This is a genomic window from Bacillus sp. Je.9.29.b, from assembly GCF_051129925.1.
GTDB lineage: Bacteria > Bacillota > Bacilli > Bacillales > Bacillaceae > Bacillus > Bacillus safensis.
In genome coordinates this window covers 471,174-488,283 of sequence record NZ_JBCPSO010000002.1, presented here as the reverse complement: position 1 = coordinate 488,283, position 17,110 = coordinate 471,174, and the positions used below count along the sequence as shown (strand labels likewise).

The following is a 17,110-nucleotide window of genomic DNA, read 5'->3' as shown; positions in this document are numbered from 1 at the left end:
GATGGAAAATCAATGTCTTTTTCCTCATGACAAACTTATGAATATGCTAAACATCCAATTTCATGCCTATCTATCGCTTTTTTTAATAAAAATGACATCATTATGACTTTTTTGTTCAAGACAGCCATTTGGTTTTTGCCATCCATGCACCGCCGATAACACCCGCATCGTTTCCGAGTGATGCAATTACCACTTCAACATCGTCAGCGCAAGGCGGGAAAGCATGTTGTTTCACAATGCGCTCTACTTTACTGCGAAGAAGCTCACCTGCTTTTGAAACACCGCCGCCAATTACAATTTTTGTTGGGTTTAAAGCACTAGCAAGATTCGCTAGGACAAGTCCAAGATGTGTCGTCACTTCTTCTACGACACGCATTGCAAGATCATCTCCATTTTCTGCCGCTTCAAATACATTCTTTGCCGATAGCGAAGCGAGCTTGCCAAGTGAAGATGTATGATGCTCGGTTTCTAATTTATCCTTTGCAATCCGGACGATGCCAGTTGCAGATGCGATCGTTTCAATACAGCCTGTTCTTCCGCAGTTACACGGTGCTCCTTGAAATGGAACGGCACAAATATGGCCAATTTCTCCGCCAGCACCTGTCTCCCCTTGAACAACTTCACCGTTGACGATGATGCCGCCGCCAACCCCTGTTCCAAGTGTAACCATCAGGATATTTTTTGCGCCATCACCTGCACCCTTCCACATTTCACCGAGTGCAGCAATATTCGCATCATTTTCAATGACAGATGGAAGTCCCGTCTCTGCCTCTAGGTGATCTTTCAAGGGGTAGTTTGTCCAGCCCAGATTCGTTGTTTTATAGACGATGCCAGATACTTTATCTACAGGTCCAGGCGCACCCATTCCGATCCCAATAAGTGCTGATTTCGGCATACTGATCTCAACCAGTTTATGGTCAATTGATTTGGCAATATCGACTGTGATCGTCTGCCCGGATTTATCCGTAGGAATCTCCCACTTATGCTGAATTTCACCATATAGATTAATGAACGCAAGCTTAATTGTCGTACCGCCAAGATCAATACCTACAAACCAATCCCCTGTCATATGCCCTCCACCTTCACATTGTTTTTCGATTTAATTTGGCTAGCTCCATTTGAAGAATCGTCATTGCGTTTGACCATTCGGTCCGGTCAATGATACCCGATGTATACATTTCCTTCAATTCGTCTGCCATAAATTCTAATTCTACTTCACGATCTCCGAAATACACATAATTTCCAAATCTCATGAGCAGCTGCTGTACATCATATAACGTTTTCATTGTTTCCACCATTTCTTTTCATCAACAGATAGGATAAGCGTATTCATAAATGCGATTTCAGTCAAGTCATTCAACGTGTTTGACTATTTTCGATATATTGTTTCAGCTTTAAAAATTGATCATTTTGAGGATCTTGTTTTAACGCTTTCGCTAATAGATCCTCTGCTTTCGCTGTCTCTCCTTTTTCTACGTATAAAAGCGATAAATGATACAGTTTATTTGGATCATCTGGATCTTTTTCAAGCGACTTTTGTAAATATTGAATAGCCTTATCAAGTTGGCCCTGCTGCGCTTCCGATAGTGCATAGATATGAAGTGCCTCAGCTGATGCATCTTTATCGTGCACATATTCCTCTAGTCGTTCACTTGCTTCGCTATACTTTTTCTCATCAAATAAACTTGCTGCCTCACTTGTTGCCGCTGCTTCCTTTTGATCGTCAGAATGAAACCCTGTATACAATCCAAAACCGCCAATAAAGAGCAAAGCAGCACTCGCAAGAAGCATTTTGACAGGCTGGATCTGTTTAGGCAGACGGACAGCTAATGCCGTGAAAAAACCACCAACCAAGCCGCCAAGATGCCCTGCATTATCAATACCTGATACAGTGAAGCCTATTCCTAGGTTGATGAGGATAATGACAATAATATTTGTCCCCATCGTCCGAAAGAAAAGCTTTCGGTTTGAGATGGCTAAATATAACAGTGCGCCTAAGCAGCCAAAGATCGCGCCAGATGCGCCGGCTGCAATTGCCGTATTAAACACAAAGCTCGCTATAGAACCAAATATGCCGGAAATGAAATAGATGAGCAAAAATCTTCCCGACCCATAAATTCTCTCAACAGCCGCTCCAACGGACCAAAGAGCAAAAGTATTAAAGAGTAAGTGCGTCAAGCCAATATGTAAAAACATTGGTGTAATCAGGCGCCACCATTCACCCTCTAAAATCAGCACATTATTTTTAGCACCAAATGCTGTTAAAGTTGCGGTATTGGTACTTCCGCCTGACAGCTCAAGTAAAAGAAACATCACCACTTGGACAGCGATCAGCAAGTAGGTAAAAATGGGTCTGCCATTTTGAAACACGGCCCGTTCTCGTTCTCGCTGTTTTTCCTGATCATCAAATGCCTGAAGCACGTTCCTTTTCAGCTGCATTGCATCCTCAGCTGTGTCTCTCTTCGCTTCTTCTACATTTACTGCAAGCGATGTATTCAGCCATTTTTGCAGTTCGTTTACATCGTTTTGAAGCGTGTCTGCATTGAGTAATACAGGAGTAACTGTCACCTTATTCTCTTTTTGCGGCTGACCGTTTAGGTCTTCCCAATCATCTACTGGAACATCAGTTGTAAATTGCAGCTGCAGGAGATGAAGAGATCGTTTACGCATAGCTTCTCTCAGCTGATTGATCCGATATGTTTGCTCCTCGATATCTCGAACGATCTCCTGCCTGAAATTCACATCTTTTCTATATAGACGGATGAGATCATAACCTGAGTTTCGTGGTGCTTCAAAAAATATTTCATCTTCTGGGTACGGACTTTGAATCATCTCGTATCCTTTTTGTCTTAGTTCATCAACAACTCGCCAAAATAAACTATCTATGACATTCATACATTCGCGCTCCATTTTTTACATTATTATAGCAAGAATCGTTCTTATCCGCATTTCTAAACAAAAAAATCCCGGCTTTTGCGGGATTAGAATGCTTGGCGAATAAATTTCGTCCGAAAATATGGGATTTTCATCAGCCATTTAATCAAAAAGTGTCGGACTTGATTTTGCCCTAAAACCAAATTCATGAGCCGATAACGATTTTGCACGAGAACGAATGCAAACAGTGTGAACACAATGCTCCAAATCATTTTATTCATCATATTCCCTCCTATGTTCGTATCGTGGCTTAAATAGGATTTGTTTATGCATGAACCATCGTTTTTATCGCTTAAAAGGTTCCTTTCATAAGCAGGCCTTCACAATCTAATCCCTTGTTCTTTTGATTGAATATAATAGACCTCTCCGCACTCTGATTGATCATAAGAAACATCAAATTGATGAAGGTCGATTAAATCCTTGAAAGTATGAGGCAGCTTACAATTCCGCTCTAACTCCTCCACCTTATGCGGGAAGTAACTGTCGTATGGATTTGGTGTATGAACATATACAGCGTCTTAACCAGGGTCATGTTCGTGAATACACATCCAAGTTTGGTATGGCTTTTCAAAGCTTTCAAGCTGTTTTAGCAGCCTATGATATCAAGCGATATGAGCTTTGATATGCTCTCTTCTTATTTTTAAACTATTTTCCCCGACTCCAAAAAAATCAAGGTGCGTATGCCAAAAATAAAACCATGAATCACGATCAAGTTTTAAGTCACAAGTATTTACTTCCTCCCACATATGACGGAAGTATCTTTTCTTTCCACGACATTTTTTCAAAACATATCCTCCGTCAGCTAAAATGCCTTTTAATGAAGACTGTTGATCGCTATCGTTCATGTGACTTTTGATCATAAGCAAGCACCTTCGCTCAACACAAAAAGCCCGTTCTTACGTATAAGCAGCGGACTTTTATTTTGGATATATGGTACCTTTCTCACTGACCATGATTGAGACTGGGATGTCGTGCGTTTCAGCCGGAATATGCTCGGTTTGCTGTACTGTCAAGCAAAGGGCAAGCGTTTCGCCGTGATAGTCAGCTAAGTAGCGGTCATAATAGCCGCCCCCATATCCGATACGGTAGCCTTTTCGATCGAAGCACACACCAGGCACAATGATCAAATCGATTGATTCTTTAGATGCAGCGGCCGACGTCAGAGGGTCTGGCTCTATTAGCCCAAAGTAGCGGGAGATCATTTTCGTTTCCGGTGTATATTCATAAAACGTCATCTCTTTTGTTTCCGGAAAACAGGTGGGTACACATACTGTTTTCCCCTCCTGCCAGGCTTTTTCAATGAGAGGCATTGTCGGTACCTCTTTTCCTCTAGACATGGTGAGTGCAATCGTATTCGCTTGTTTCCATGATGACAGTTGAAACAAGTGCTCATGAAGTAAAGCGGTGCTTCGCTTGAATTCCTCAGCACTCATCTGGTCCAGCTTGGCTAATGTTTGAAGACGAAGCTCTTTTTTCACACAGATCATCTCCCATCATAAAAAAACAGCAGGAAAATTCCCTGCTGCTTACTTTGTTTCACGATGTAAAGTTTGTTTTTTATCACGTGAGCAATACTTTTTGAATTCAACGCGATCTGGATTGTTTCGCTTATTCTTTTTAGTAATATAGTTACGCTCACCGCATTCAGTGCAAGCTAGAGTAATATTTACGCGCATGTTTTTCCCTCCAAACTAAAATCAATTCACATTCAGACCTAACTATAATACCACTTCTAGCTTAGGAATGCTAGAATGTTTTTTCACCAATTTGAATTTCAGTCAATCCCGTCCGCGTTCTGATCCATATCACACCGTCATTTCATGAAAAATGGCCTGCTCCCCTATAAAACCTCAATCTTTGTCGTACTGTATACATGAGGAACCCTCTTTTATTTTGACAGCGAGCAAGATTTTCATACTCGTTTTTCATATAAAAAGAAAAAAGATGAAAAAAAGGTGATTTTTTCAGCAATTCCTTTTGAAACTAGCTTTTTTATGGTATAAAAAAGAAGGGTCGAAAACTGTCTGAAACGATCATGAAAGCCTTTTATGGCTTTCAGCATTAAAATATGAATAAAAGGTGATGAAACATGGAAATTGCAATTATCGGATTGCTTGTTGTCAGTATCGTACTGATCGCATTCTCATATTTTCAAAGAGAGCCGATTAAAGAAGTCGAGCAGGAACTTGAAACGCTTCAACTATCTGCAATGCAAGAAATCTATAAACTGAAAAAGAAAATGAAGGTTCTTGAAGAAGAATTGCTTGAAACAAACATTGTCGTCCGCAAACATTCAGAAATTGATCCATCTATCGCAAGACAAATCATTTCAAAGCATCAAAATGGCATGTCTCCTGAGGCCATTGCGCGCGCTGAGCATGTATCTGTAGATGAGGTCAACATGATCATTAAAGACAATGAGAAGGTGCTTGTATGACGAAAAAAAGCATCCAAACGTTTGCGGCAGGTATGATTCTTGCAACTGGTGTTCTGGCGATCGTTTTTTTCCTCACTGGAAAAGATGAAGCGGCGGCTGATACAACCACAAAAGAAACGCTCGCAGCGAAAGTAACAGACACCGACGTGAAAAACTATTTAGACTCTAAAAAAGAAGTCTCTGTCAGCCGTGAAACATATCAGCAGCTTCTTGATTATAAAGAAAAAGCACTGAAGGCAAATGAAGACGGCGATTCGAAAAATGATAAAGAAACATCAGACAAGCCTAAAGGCAAATCGGTCAAATTTGTTATTAAAAACGGGATGAGCACAAGTGATGTTTCAGACATGCTTGAAAAGGACGGAATCATCAACTCGTCTAAAGATTTTAATGATTACGTGATTGACGCCGGCTACCATAAAGAAATTCGTGCAGGCAAGTTCAATTTAAAAACAGGGATGACGTTTAAACAAATCGTCAAAGCCTTAACAAAATAACAACAAAAACCCCCTGGCGGCGCTGACCTCCAGGGGGTTTTTATTAACCAAATCGACCAGATATATAATCATTTGTTCTTTGATCATTTGGCTCAGAGAACATCACATTCGTATCATTGACCTCAACAAGCTCTCCCATTAAAAAGAAGGCTGTTCTATCTGATACCCTCGCCGCTTGCTGCATGTTATGCGTCACAATGGCAATCGTGTATTTCTCTTTTAATTTCATAATCAATTCTTCAATCTTTAATGTTGAGACAGGATCAAGCGCTGATGTTGGTTCATCCATTAGTAAAATGTCTGGGCTTGTGGCAATAGCTCTTGCGATACAAAGACGCTGCTGCTGACCGCCGGAAAGACCTAATGCAGGTGCACTTAATCGATCTTTCACTTCATCCCAAAGGGCAACATCACGAAGCGCTTTTTCAGCGATTTCTTTCAATTGCTGCTTGCTCTTCACGCCGTGAATTCTTGGTCCGTAGACGACATTATCAAAGATAGACTGAGGGAATGGGTTTCCTTTTTGAAAGACCATCCCGACGTTTTTACGCAGTTCCACTAGATCAACGCGGCCTTTTAAAATATTGTCGCCGTTATACATCATATCTCCGGTGATTTTCACACCTGGCACTGTTTTGACCATAAGATTTAAGGTCTTAATAAACGTTGACTTTCCGCAGCCGGACGGACCGATAATTGCTGTGACTTCATGCTCTCTAATGTCTAAATCAATATGCTTCAGTGCGTGATGCTGTCCGTACCAAAGGTTCATATCATTCACACGAAACACTTCTTTTTTTGCTGTTTCAGTTGCTACTGCATTCATCAAAATCCACCCGCCTTATCCAAATCGACCATTGATATAGTCTTCTGTTTTTTGCTGCGCAGGACGTGTAAAGATACGTTCAGTGGCATCATATTCTACTAGATCACCGTTCAGGAAAAAGGCCGTATGATCAGATACACGTAACGCTTGCTGCATGTTGTGTGTCACAATGACGATCGAATAATCATTTTTCAATTCTGATAATAGCTCTTCAATTTTTGCATTTGAGATCGGGTCTAGGGCAGAAGCGGGTTCATCTAACAAAAGAACGCTGGGCTTCATCGCAAGCGTACGCGCAATACAAAGGCGCTGCTGCTGACCGCCGGATAATGACAAAGCCGAGCGGTGCAGACGATCTTTGACTTCATCCCACAGCGCCGCTTTTGTTAAGCTTTCCTCTACCGCATCATCAAGCACTGATTTTCTTTTTTCACCCGCATACTTTAACGCATGGGTAATGTTATTGTAGATCGATTTAGGAAATGGGTTTGGTTTTTGGAAAACCATGCCGATTTCTCTTCGTAAATTCACCACATTAATGCGGTCATCCAAAATATTGAGCCCTTCGTACATGATCGCACCTTCACTTCTCGCACCTGGGATCAAGTCGTTCATGCGGTTAATGCTGCGTAAAAAGGTTGATTTCCCGCACCCAGATGGGCCGATTAATGCGGTAATTGCGTTCTTCTCAATTTCAAATGAAATGTGATTGACCGCTCTTTTTTCACCATAATAAATGCTTAAATCCTGCACCTGTAAAATCTGTTCCGCTTGAAGTGGAGCCTTTTTTGCTGCAATCTCTTTTTTTTCTGCTAGCATTTGAACCATATCCCCTTCACACCTCTCTCGCATTATTTTGACGTAAGCTTTTTATGAATAAATGAACCAAGCCATCTAGCTGCTAAGTTGAATACTAAAACTGAAAGCACAAGTACGGCTGATGCACCATTTGCAATGGCCTCTGCATCTGGAATGATTCCTTGTGTATTGACGTTCCATATATGAACGGCTAATGTTTCTGCCGGTCTAAAAATATTCAGCGGTGACGTATCAGAAAATGGACTCCAGTTTGTAAAGTCAAGACGCGGTGTGGTGAGACCTGCTGTGAAAAGAAGCGCTGCTGCCTCCCCAAAGACTCTTCCTGATGCTAAAATCGCACCGGTAATAATAGAAGGAATCGCACCAGGAATCAGGACTGTCTTCACTGTATGCCATTTCGTCACACCGAGCGCAAGTGATGCTTCCTTTTGATCCTTCGGTACAGAGCGAAGCGCGTCTTCTGTCACCCTGACCATGACTGGCAGGTTAAACACCGTGAGCGCAAGAGCTCCTCCGATGATCGTATAGCCCCAGCCTGTTAAATTGACAAACATGAGTAAACCAAACATACCAATGACAATAGAAGGAAGTGAAGACAGCACTTCAATACATGTGCGAATAAAATCAGTGACTTTGTTTTGAGGCGCATATTCAGCCATGTACACTCCGCCGCCGACACCAAGTGGTACTGTGATCAGCATTGTTATAAACAAAATGTAAAACGAGTTAAACAGCTGATCCCTAATACCGCCGCCAGAGCCAATTGCACTTGAGCGGGTTGTCAAAAAGTCAAAATTTAATTCTTTTGCACCGTTGAAGATGATATAAGAAAACAAACCAACTAGGATCGCCGTAATAATGGCGGCACATAATCCAAAAACAAACGTGGCAAAACGATCGGTCATTTTGCTATTCATTAAATCTTCCTCCTAGACGACAAGTATCTGATAATGAGTATGAACATAAACGATACAACTAGAAGGACAAGCCCCATTGACCAAAGTGTATTGTTTTCAACACTTCCATACGTTGTGTGACCCATGTTTAACGTAATAATGGTTGTTAATGTACCAGCTGTATCCATAATGCTCTCTGGTAAATTACGCGTGTTTCCAATGACCATCTGAACGGCAAGGGCTTCACCAAATGCTCTTGCCATTCCAAGAACGACTGCTGTCATTAATGTTGGAAGAGCTGCCGGTACAAGCACACGTCTAATCGTTTGCCATCTTGTAGCGCCAAGTGCATAGGATCCCTCACGTAAGCTTTTTGGAAGGGAAGCCATTGCATCAGTTGCAATAGAAGTAACGGTTGGCAGAATCATAATAGAAAGGACAATCGTTCCTGCTAACACGCTGTGCCCTGAGCCGCTTGACTTGAAATGTCCGATAAACGGCACCAATACTGTAAGACCTATGAATCCGTAAACAACGGATGGAATCCCTACAAGCAATTCGATGACTGGCTGGAGAATTTTCCGGCCCCATGCAGGTGCAATTTCTGTCATAAAGATCGCTCCTGCGATGCCTAGCGGCGCTGCAATAAGTGCCGATAGAAGCGTGACGGCGATCGATCCAAAGATAAAAGGAAATGCACCGTACTCCGGGTTTTCTGCTGTTGGGTTCCAATTGATACTGGTTAAGAACTCAATTGGGCTTACACCATTTACGATGAAAGATTGTAAACCCTTAATGCCAAGGAATATTGTGATGGCGATGGATACTGCAATCATTAAGAATGCGCAGAATTTCACCAAAATACTTCCTCTTACTTCATCCATTTGCCTATTTTTCTTCGAGCTGATCAGCCGATCGCTCGCTTCTGTATGTTCTATCTGCTTCATCTTTTTCTACACTCCTATGAATGTCATAAAAGGAAAAGTGAAATGCTCCACTTTTCCTTCATCAGCAATTCAAGACCTCTTACTTATCCGATTGTTTGCCTGTTGCGTCTCTTTCTACTTTCATATTAGAGACTGAGATGTAGCCTTGGTCTTTGACGATTTCTTTTTGTACTTCGTCACTCATAAGGTAATCTAAGAATTGTTTTGCTAGACCTTCCGGCTCACCTTTTGTATAAGAGTGCTCGTATGCCCAAATTGTATATTTCCCGCTTTCTACATTGCTTTCTTCTGGTTTCACACCATCAATGCTAAGCGGTGTAATTTTGTCATCTGTTAAATAAGAGAATGCTAGGTATCCAATCGCACCTGGTGTTTCTGCAATCAGCTTTTTCACTGTGTTTGAAGAATCTTCTGTGATTCCTTCTGCAGGTGTTGCACCATCAAGTGCATATTTCACAAATGTTGCACGTGTTCCTGAAGAATCAGGTCTGTTGACAAGCGTGATTTTTTGGTCCTTCCCGCCAAGCTCTTTCCAGTTTTTGATTTTACCAGTGAAGATTTTTTTCAATTCGTCCTTTGTGATGTCTTTGACACCCACTTCAGGGTTTACAGCTGCGGCCATTCCAACAACTGCTACTTTGTGGTCTTTTAAAGCTTTTGCGTCGATTCCGTCTTTCTCTTCAGCGAATACATCTGAGTTTCCAATTTGTACAGATCCTTCTGAAACTTGAGAAAGTCCTGTTCCTGAACCGCCGGCTTGTACTTGAATATCGGCTTTTGGATGTTTATCCATGAATTTTTCTGCTGCCGCAAGAACTAAAGGCTGCATCGCAGATGATCCTGAGATGGTAATGGAACCTGATGCCTCATCTTTGTTTGAAGCATTTCCTTTACTGTCTTTTGAATCTCCGCTTGAGCTGCTGTTTCCGCATGCTGTGACGAATGCTAACAATGCGATAGTAAGGAAAGTAAGCAGCCATAATTTGTTCTTTTTCATTTCAAGAATACCCCCTGAATAATTTGTCCTACGAGTAATACATTAAAGGTTCTTTATTAATTTCGTTTAAATGGAATGTTAAGGTTTTGTAAATGTCGAAGTTTTGTAGAGAAATTGCGGCGTTTTTTATGAATTTTGTCAATTTATATCGGAATTTTTGAAGAAAACGTAAAAAAACGCCCACAAAAAGTGAGCGTTTTTACCTATGAAAGGTCTAGTTATTTGTTTCTGCTTCATTTTCAATTTTGTTTTTGTTTTTCGCCTGTGTATCATTGCTTTCCTGTTTTGATTTCAGTTCAAAGTACTTATCTAATACTTGTTCACCAATATCATTTGTAATTGGATAGCGCTGGTTGTAATCTTGATACACCCATGGCACGACAACGGAAATAGCCACTTCTGGATTATCAGCAGGCGCATACGCAACAAGAGTGGTGTTATACGTCGATGTACCGCGCTTGCTTTTAATTGGACCGTCATAGAATGATTGAGCGGTTCCTGTTTTGCCAGCTGGATTATACTTTTTGTTGCCAAAGTTTGAATAGGCTGTCCCTCTTGGGTTCTGCATCACAAGCTTGAAGCCTTGCTGAACGCGTTTGATCTCATCACTTGTCATGTCTAGCTTATTCAATACATCCGGTTTGACGGATTCCGTCACAGCTCCAATGCCTCGCTGCGGGTCTGACTCTCTCACTTCTTTGACAAGCTGCGGACGTAAACGATACCCGCCATTTGCAATGGTTGAAACGTATTGCGCCATTTGCAGCGGTGTAAACGTATCATACTGTCCAATCGCATAGTCAAGTAAGAGCCCCGATTGTGTAGACGTTCCTCTGTAGCCCGTTGCTTCGTTTGGCAGGTCAATACCGGTTTTGACGCCAAGGCCAAATTTACTGAAATTGTAGCGGAACGTATCAAATGCTTTCGGATCAATTGGGAGCGGCTGCTTTTTACGATATTCGCTTTTCCCAATGGCGATCGCTGTTTTGAACATATATACGTTTGATGAACGCTCTAGTGCTGTTAAATCATTAATAAGTCCCATATTTTGATAGGATTTCTTCGGCGGTGAATTGGCGATATAGAGAGGTTCATCGTATTGGGTACTTCCAATATGAATAGCGCCTGTTTTATATCCAGTCAGTACCGTTGCCCCTTTTACGGCTGATCCCATCGCATATGAGGATGTCATCGTTCCTAATGCGTAGTCATCGAATTTGTATTTTCCGTTTTTGTTTGAAATCTGCTTACCCGCAACAGAGAGAACCTCTCCATTTCTCGGATCCATCATGACAACAAATGCGCGGTCAAGAAGCTCAGTTCCCCCTCTTTGTTTCGCACTTTTCAAGTTCTTTTCAATAATTTTTTCAACCGCTTTTTGCAGCTGAATATCAATGGTAAGCACAAGGTCTTTCCCGCTCTTACCTTCTGTTAACACTTTAGAGCTTGTGACATTGCCCTGTTTATCAGTTGTACTCTGTTCTTTTTCCTTTTGGCCCTGCAGGACATCTTCATATTGATATTCGAGATAGCTTTTTCCTACACGGTCATTTCGGCTGTAGCCGAGTGATAGATAATGCTCAAGAAGTGACTGCGGAAGACCTTCATCACTCGAAGACACACTGCCGAGCATACTGCGGAGCAGTCCTTTATACGGATAGCTGCGTGACCAGTCTGTCGTCACATCAACACCTGGCAGCTCGTCCAAATGCTCAGAGACGTAAGCAATTTCGCTTGGCTTTACATCTTCATTTTTAATAAATTGAGGCGTAAGTGCATAGCCTCCATCCATCTGCCTTTTAATGGCAAGCACTTGTAAATCTTTTTTCGTCAGTTGATTTAATTCCTTGTCTGTGATGCGTTTTAGCTGAAGCTCATATAGTTTATCATCAGAGACCTTATCGTCACCCTTTAATTCTGATTCCTTTTGAACAAGCTTTTTCGCTTCATTCGGATGCGTTAAGATCCAGAAATCTTTTTTGTCACGATCTGTGATTTTTTTCGTACTCACATGAATCATATCCGCTAATTTCGATGCCACTTTGAGCCGCTCTTCTTGTGAAGTCGTCGAGGTTCTCGTATATGTAATGGCATTCAGCGCTTTATTGCTGACAATCGTATTGTAGTTTCGATCATAAATTTTTCCGCGCGGAGCAGATGAGCTGACATTCACATCCTCTTGTTTTTCTGCCTGCTTTTTATAATCTTCTCCATTGACAATTTGCACAAATCCGAGTCTAACGACAACGCCGGTAAAAATAATAAAGGCAGCTAAAAATAATAAATTCAGCCGGATCGGAAGTGTTTTGCGCCCTTCCTTCGCGTCTTTTTTGTTTTTCTTGTTTCTCATCACATCACCTTTTCTATCAAGAAAGAAATGGCACCCCTTTTTGTGTATAAAAGGTGCCATCATCATTTTAGCGGTTTTTCTATCATTTATCTAGAAATTTGATGTTCCATAGGTAAGAAATTTTACCTTTCTCCCTTAATAAGGTTCGTTTGAGAAACTGGCTTTTGACCGTCAGCCTCTTTCATATCAGCTGTTTTTTCTTTCAAATGAATATCTTTTACAAAGTAATAAATAAGAGTGTGTCCCGCTCCGAGCACAACAAGTGATGCAGGGATTCCGAGCTTATCACCTAGTAAGGTGACAGACAGCAGGAACAAAACAATCGAACAAATACGGCCGGCATTTAAAAATAGCTCTCTGACCACAATATATTCAATTCGGGCCTTTCTGGCGTACCTTGCATGGCCAATGACATCATATGTTAAGGATACATAAGGAACAAGCAGGAGCGGATATCCTATTGCAATGGCTACCGCATACATCAGAAGTGATACATAGGACAAGTGGAAAACGATTAAAAACAAGGCGCCGTATAAAATCAGCCCGCCAAGCATGATGGCCTTCTTCCGCCACTTTTTCTTAATCAAACGTGTAGCGAAGAAATAAGCAAAAAAGGCAACACCTGAATTCACTAAACCAAACGTCCCGAGAGCAAGCTCACTGTTTGTTGCAATAAACACAAAGACACTGATTAAGAAGACAAAGACCCCTTCACGAAGCCCTTGAAAAAAGTGAGCTGTTGTAATCCTACGCCAATTCTCGTCTGCATGACGTTCTTTCCAAATTTGTTTGATCATAAATTTGCCTTTAGACTGCCTTCTTTTGAGGAAAAAGCTCATCACAACCGCTAGTGAAAACAAAAAAAGCGATAATGTGAAAATGACTGTGTAGCCTGTATCATCCGTTAACTGAGAAATGACAATCCCCGCAATGAGAGGACCGATCATGCCGGCAGTTGAGGAAAGCACCCCGAGAAATCCATTAAAGAAGTCTCTTGTTTCAGGCTCGGTGATCTCAAAGGTGAGTACGTTAAAAGCAAGCCAGTAAAAACCATAGCCGATCCCAAGGACACTTCCCAACAAAACAAGCCGTGCGGCCGCTTGTTCTCCTGCCATTAAGACAATTAAATAAAAAGCGGCTAAAAAGATGACACCGAAACGAAGGACAAACGCCCGGTCTATTTTTTTTGCGAGCCGGCCAGCGAATAAAAACGTAATGGGCTGAAGCACCACAATGGCCAAGTTATAAATCGCAAGATCCGTGAATTTCCCGGACTGTTTCCATAAGTACACATTTACAAACGTATTCGAAAGCGCAATGGCAAGTGCGTATAACCCGCCAATCGTGAGGAGGAGCAATAAATCTTTTGTAACATCCATGTCCCCGAACATTTTCTTTAATCTGCTCATACCATTCATTCTCCTTTTCTACACAATAGTCTGTCTCATCAAAAGGCAGATATGTAAAAAAAGGAGGGAAAATATAAAAAGACCTGCTTCTCTAAAGAGCAGGTCTTTTCAAATCAAATGATTTATTTAGCTTCGCTGTAAAGGCGAGCTACTTCATCCCAGTTCACAACATTCCAGAATGCTGAAATGTAATCAGGACGACGGTTTTGGTAGTTTAGGTAGTAAGCATGCTCCCAAACGTCTAGTCCTAGAATTGGCGTTTTTCCTTCAGTTAAAGGAGAATCTTGGTTTGGCGTGCTTGTGATTTCAAGTTTTCCATTGTTCACAACAAGCCATGCCCAACCAGAACCAAAGCGTCCTGCAGCTGCTGCAGCGAAATCAGATTTGAATTTTTCAAATCCGCCTAATTCTTTTTCGATTGCATCTGCAAGTTCACCAGTTGGTGCGCCGCCACCGTTTGGTGAAAGAAGCGTCCAGAATAATGAGTGGTTCGCATGTCCTCCGCCATTGTTACGTACAGCTGTACGAATGTTTTCAGGCACTGAGTTTAAGTTAGCCACTAGCTCTTCAATTGATTGATCTTCAAGAGCTGATACACCTTCGATTGCTTTGTTTAAGTTTGTTACATATGTGTTGTGGTGTTTTGTGTGGTGAATCGTCATTGTTTCCTTGTCGATATGTGGTTCTAATGCATCGTAAGCATATGGTAATTCTGGAAGTTTAAAAGCCATGGTTAAATTCCTCCTTAAAATGTATGTACTGAAATGCTTCCTCTGTAAGTCAGCAATTCACCCTACTCAAAGAGTATCAAAAGAAACAGCTTGTTTCAACGTTATTGCTCATGTTCTGAAACATTTCAGTGTTTATTTTGTATTTAGCCCTTTTGAAAAAGTTTTAAACACCCTTTTTCACTTAGCGAAGGACATAAAATAAAAAGATCCCCAGCATCAGCGCTTGAATCAATCCTTTTGCAAAAACACCTGATACAAATCCAATTAATGAGCCTAATCCGACTTTCACACTCGTCTTCAGATCTTTTTGATGAACAAGGAGCTCTGCAATGACACTCCCAAGAAATGGACCAATAATAATTCCTGCAATGGGTATCACAAAAGGACCAGCTAATAACCCAATGGTGCTTCCCCAAATAGCTGCCTTGCTGCCGCCAAAGCGCTTTACCCCAATAAGGTTTGAGACATAATCTGCCGCAAATAAGACGGCAGTAAACATGGCTTGAATGAGCCAGAACGTCAGGGTAAGCGGCTCGAAGCTAAAGAAGAAGCCATATAGAATAAATCCGAGAACCATAAAGACCACACTCGGGATAATTGGATAAACCAGTCCAACAAACGCAATGATAAATGCACAGCCAATCAGTATCCAATACAGAATGTCCAAGACCCTGCCGCCTCCTTTTTATATGCTGTATACATTATGCCTCATTCCCTCTATCTTAACCAGTGATGAAGGCCATACTTGTACTTGATGGATAGACATTGATACAATATGAGAAATAGAAAAGAATGTAGGAAGTGAATAGGTATTGAACGTATTTAATCTATTGTTAAAAGGAATTTATTCACCAAAAGATATTGCTAAAGCACGGTTTACAGGGATCGGTAAAGCGATTTTATTCATTTTTATCCTCTCAATTATCGCAGCAGTTCCTCAGGGGTATCATATGAGCCAAGAGATCTCGAATGCGATGTCAGGATTTCAGCATGTGATCAAAAAAGATTTACCCGACTTTTCAATCGAAAAAGGAAAGCTTCAAGCGGATCAAAGTGAACCAATAGAAAAAGAAGAAAACGGCATCACGATCATCTTTGATCCTGCTGAAAAAATAAAAGCAAGTGAGCTTGAATCAAAGCAAACGGCTATCGCTTTGTTGAAGGAAAAAGCAGTGATTGCCATTGATGGACAAATGACAGATATTCCATACCAGCTCCTTGGTGGAACGCTGACAAAAGATGAACTCGCCCGCGTCACAAATCAGAACCAAGCGATTATCATCCCTGTCATCTGTGTACTGCTATATCTATCAACTGCGGCTCTCATGTTTATCAGCGCAACATTCCTTGCGATGCTTGGTACATTTATTAAACGAATGCAGCAAAAAGAGCTGTCCTTCCAAATGCTTTGGAAGCTCTCTGCTTATTCACTCACATTAACAACGGTCTTTTTCGCCATCATGAGTGCATTAAACACGCCTGTTGCAAACTCATTTTTATTAAATTGGGTCATTAACTTTATCTTTTTATATCTTGTTGTTAAAGAAATACCTGCAAAAAAAAGCAAATGATCCATCCAACAAGGATTTGTCTACACAATAAAAGCTCCCCCGGCTCGGAGGAGCTTTTTATGTATGTTCATGCTAGGACTCATCTGGATGGATGATCGCAAACAAATAGTGATCCTCCCACACTCCATTAATCTTTACTTTTTTACGATTTAGTCCCTCATTTTCAAAACCTGTCTTTTCAAGTACACGAATGGAACCTTTATTACTTGGCTTTACTCCAGCCTCAATACGATGGAGATTCAACTCAAAAAAGGCATAGTCAATGATTAAACGAATGGCTTCTGTCATATATCCATTTCCGCCCTGCCTTTGATCGAGTACATACCCGAGCCAAGCTCCTTCTATCGGACCTCTTACGACAGAACTTAATGAGATCGTCCCAATTAAAGCATCGGTTTCATTTAAGAAAATACCATGCATGTAAGATTCATCTTGTTTAATTCTTTGCCTACTCCGCTGAATTCGTTCAATTTGACGAGGTAACGTGAAGAAATCATCTTTGACCAAAGGTGTAAATTCCTGAAAATATGAGCGATTCTCAAGCTCTAATGTTAAAAGTGATTCTGCATCATTTTCTGTTAGTGTTCTTACATATATATGCTGACTAACTTTCTTCATTAAATCTCCCCCTTTCTTATTTTATCATAACCGTCATATGAGATTGCTCTCCTATTTACACTAACGACCCAAGCAGTT

The 17,110-nt window shown here is 41.2% G+C and carries 20 protein-coding genes; 3 read left to right on the top strand and 17 right to left on the bottom strand.

Translation table 11 applies throughout. The features are described from left to right. Positions 1 to 115: 115 nt before the first annotated feature. The 7 genes from AAZR19_RS05790 to rpmG all read right to left on the bottom strand — a co-directional run bounded on the left by AAZR19_RS05790 (position 116) and on the right by rpmG (position 4,610). On the bottom strand, positions 116 to 1,069 hold the full coding sequence (locus tag AAZR19_RS05790; RefSeq protein ID WP_076840969.1) for an ROK family glucokinase: 954 nt from the start codon (positions 1,067 to 1,069) through the stop codon (positions 116 to 118). A gap of 13 nt (positions 1,070 to 1,082) precedes the next feature. After that, on the bottom strand, positions 1,083 to 1,286 hold the full coding sequence (locus AAZR19_RS05785) for a YqgQ family protein (protein WP_008342322.1): 204 nt from the start codon (positions 1,284 to 1,286) through the stop codon (positions 1,083 to 1,085). Positions 1,287 to 1,356: 70 nt separating this feature from the next. Next, positions 1,357 to 2,895 carry a rhomboid family intramembrane serine protease gene (locus AAZR19_RS05780; protein WP_076840968.1) on the bottom strand — a complete coding sequence of 513 codons (1,539 nt, stop codon included), beginning with the start codon at positions 2,893 to 2,895 and terminating at the stop codon, positions 1,357 to 1,359. Between the two features lie 86 nt (positions 2,896 to 2,981). Continuing rightward, positions 2,982 to 3,155 carry a hypothetical protein gene (locus tag AAZR19_RS05775; RefSeq protein ID WP_162176177.1) on the bottom strand — a complete coding sequence of 58 codons (174 nt, stop codon included), beginning with the start codon at positions 3,153 to 3,155 and terminating at the stop codon, positions 2,982 to 2,984. Positions 3,156 to 3,536: 381 nt separating this feature from the next. Continuing rightward, entirely contained in the window at positions 3,537 to 3,794 is a 258-nt protein-coding gene (locus AAZR19_RS05770; RefSeq protein WP_241770461.1) for a hypothetical protein, read from the bottom strand. Between the two features lie 57 nt (positions 3,795 to 3,851). Continuing rightward, complete coding sequence (locus tag AAZR19_RS05765; RefSeq protein WP_041106883.1) at positions 3,852 to 4,412, bottom strand: 5-formyltetrahydrofolate cyclo-ligase; 561 nt, start codon at positions 4,410 to 4,412, stop codon at positions 3,852 to 3,854. A gap of 48 nt (positions 4,413 to 4,460) precedes the next feature. Then, positions 4,461 to 4,610, bottom strand: a complete 150-nt coding sequence (gene rpmG / locus AAZR19_RS05760) for a 50S ribosomal protein L33 (RefSeq protein WP_008360061.1) — start codon at positions 4,608 to 4,610, stop codon at positions 4,461 to 4,463. A gap of 413 nt (positions 4,611 to 5,023) precedes the next feature. Between rpmG and AAZR19_RS05755 the strand changes: the two genes are divergently transcribed. Beyond that, complete coding sequence (locus tag AAZR19_RS05755; protein WP_024422989.1) at positions 5,024 to 5,371, top strand: hypothetical protein; 348 nt, start codon at positions 5,024 to 5,026, stop codon at positions 5,369 to 5,371. Next, positions 5,368 to 5,868, top strand: a complete 501-nt coding sequence (locus AAZR19_RS05750; RefSeq protein WP_024422990.1) for an endolytic transglycosylase MltG — start codon at positions 5,368 to 5,370, stop codon at positions 5,866 to 5,868. The genes AAZR19_RS05755 and AAZR19_RS05750 overlap by 4 nt, the downstream gene beginning before the upstream one ends. A 43-nt stretch (positions 5,869 to 5,911) precedes the next feature. On the opposite strand, the gene pstB (AAZR19_RS05745) is transcribed toward AAZR19_RS05750, so the two are convergent. From pstB (AAZR19_RS05745) to AAZR19_RS05705, 9 genes are all read right to left on the bottom strand, one after another. Further along, the gene (gene pstB, locus AAZR19_RS05745; RefSeq protein WP_041106885.1) at positions 5,912 to 6,694 is read right to left on the bottom strand and encodes a phosphate ABC transporter ATP-binding protein PstB; all 783 of its coding nucleotides are present in this window, start codon (positions 6,692 to 6,694) and stop codon (positions 5,912 to 5,914) included. Positions 6,695 to 6,709: 15 nt separating this feature from the next. Beyond that, positions 6,710 to 7,522 carry a phosphate ABC transporter ATP-binding protein PstB gene (gene pstB / locus AAZR19_RS05740; protein WP_034280171.1) on the bottom strand — a complete coding sequence of 271 codons (813 nt, stop codon included), beginning with the start codon at positions 7,520 to 7,522 and terminating at the stop codon, positions 6,710 to 6,712. A 23-nt stretch (positions 7,523 to 7,545) separates the two neighbouring features. Beyond that, positions 7,546 to 8,430: a phosphate ABC transporter permease PstA gene (gene pstA / locus AAZR19_RS05735; protein WP_025092964.1), complete on the bottom strand. Its 885-nt coding sequence runs from the start codon at positions 8,428 to 8,430 to the stop codon at positions 7,546 to 7,548. Continuing rightward, on the bottom strand, positions 8,430 to 9,356 hold the full coding sequence (pstC, locus tag AAZR19_RS05730; RefSeq protein ID WP_024422994.1) for a phosphate ABC transporter permease subunit PstC: 927 nt from the start codon (positions 9,354 to 9,356) through the stop codon (positions 8,430 to 8,432). Before pstC ends, pstA begins: the two co-directional genes overlap by 1 nt. Before the next feature lie 79 nt (positions 9,357 to 9,435). Then, the gene (locus tag AAZR19_RS05725) at positions 9,436 to 10,353 is read right to left on the bottom strand and encodes a phosphate ABC transporter substrate-binding protein (protein ID WP_075623509.1); all 918 of its coding nucleotides are present in this window, start codon (positions 10,351 to 10,353) and stop codon (positions 9,436 to 9,438) included. 214 nt (positions 10,354 to 10,567) lie between these two features. Next, entirely contained in the window at positions 10,568 to 12,703 is a 2,136-nt protein-coding gene (locus AAZR19_RS05720; RefSeq protein WP_041106887.1) for a peptidoglycan D,D-transpeptidase FtsI family protein, read from the bottom strand. A gap of 122 nt (positions 12,704 to 12,825) precedes the next feature. After that, positions 12,826 to 14,112: an MFS transporter gene (locus AAZR19_RS05715; protein ID WP_434702553.1), complete on the bottom strand. Its 1,287-nt coding sequence runs from the start codon at positions 14,110 to 14,112 to the stop codon at positions 12,826 to 12,828. A 122-nt stretch (positions 14,113 to 14,234) separates the two neighbouring features. Beyond that, positions 14,235 to 14,843: a superoxide dismutase SodA gene (gene sodA, locus AAZR19_RS05710; protein ID WP_007501264.1), complete on the bottom strand. Its 609-nt coding sequence runs from the start codon at positions 14,841 to 14,843 to the stop codon at positions 14,235 to 14,237. A 181-nt stretch (positions 14,844 to 15,024) separates the two neighbouring features. Beyond that, on the bottom strand, positions 15,025 to 15,510 hold the full coding sequence (locus AAZR19_RS05705; protein WP_024427974.1) for a DUF456 domain-containing protein: 486 nt from the start codon (positions 15,508 to 15,510) through the stop codon (positions 15,025 to 15,027). Positions 15,511 to 15,655: 145 nt separating this feature from the next. On the opposite strand from AAZR19_RS05705, the gene AAZR19_RS05700 reads away from it, so the two are divergent. Next, positions 15,656 to 16,414: a DUF1189 domain-containing protein gene (locus AAZR19_RS05700; protein ID WP_025092961.1), complete on the top strand. Its 759-nt coding sequence runs from the start codon at positions 15,656 to 15,658 to the stop codon at positions 16,412 to 16,414. Positions 16,415 to 16,486: 72 nt separating this feature from the next. Here AAZR19_RS05700 and AAZR19_RS05695 read toward each other — a convergent pair whose 3' ends face one another. Continuing rightward, complete coding sequence (locus tag AAZR19_RS05695; protein WP_434702550.1) at positions 16,487 to 17,032, bottom strand: GNAT family N-acetyltransferase; 546 nt, start codon at positions 17,030 to 17,032, stop codon at positions 16,487 to 16,489. Positions 17,033 to 17,110 lie beyond the last annotated feature (78 nt).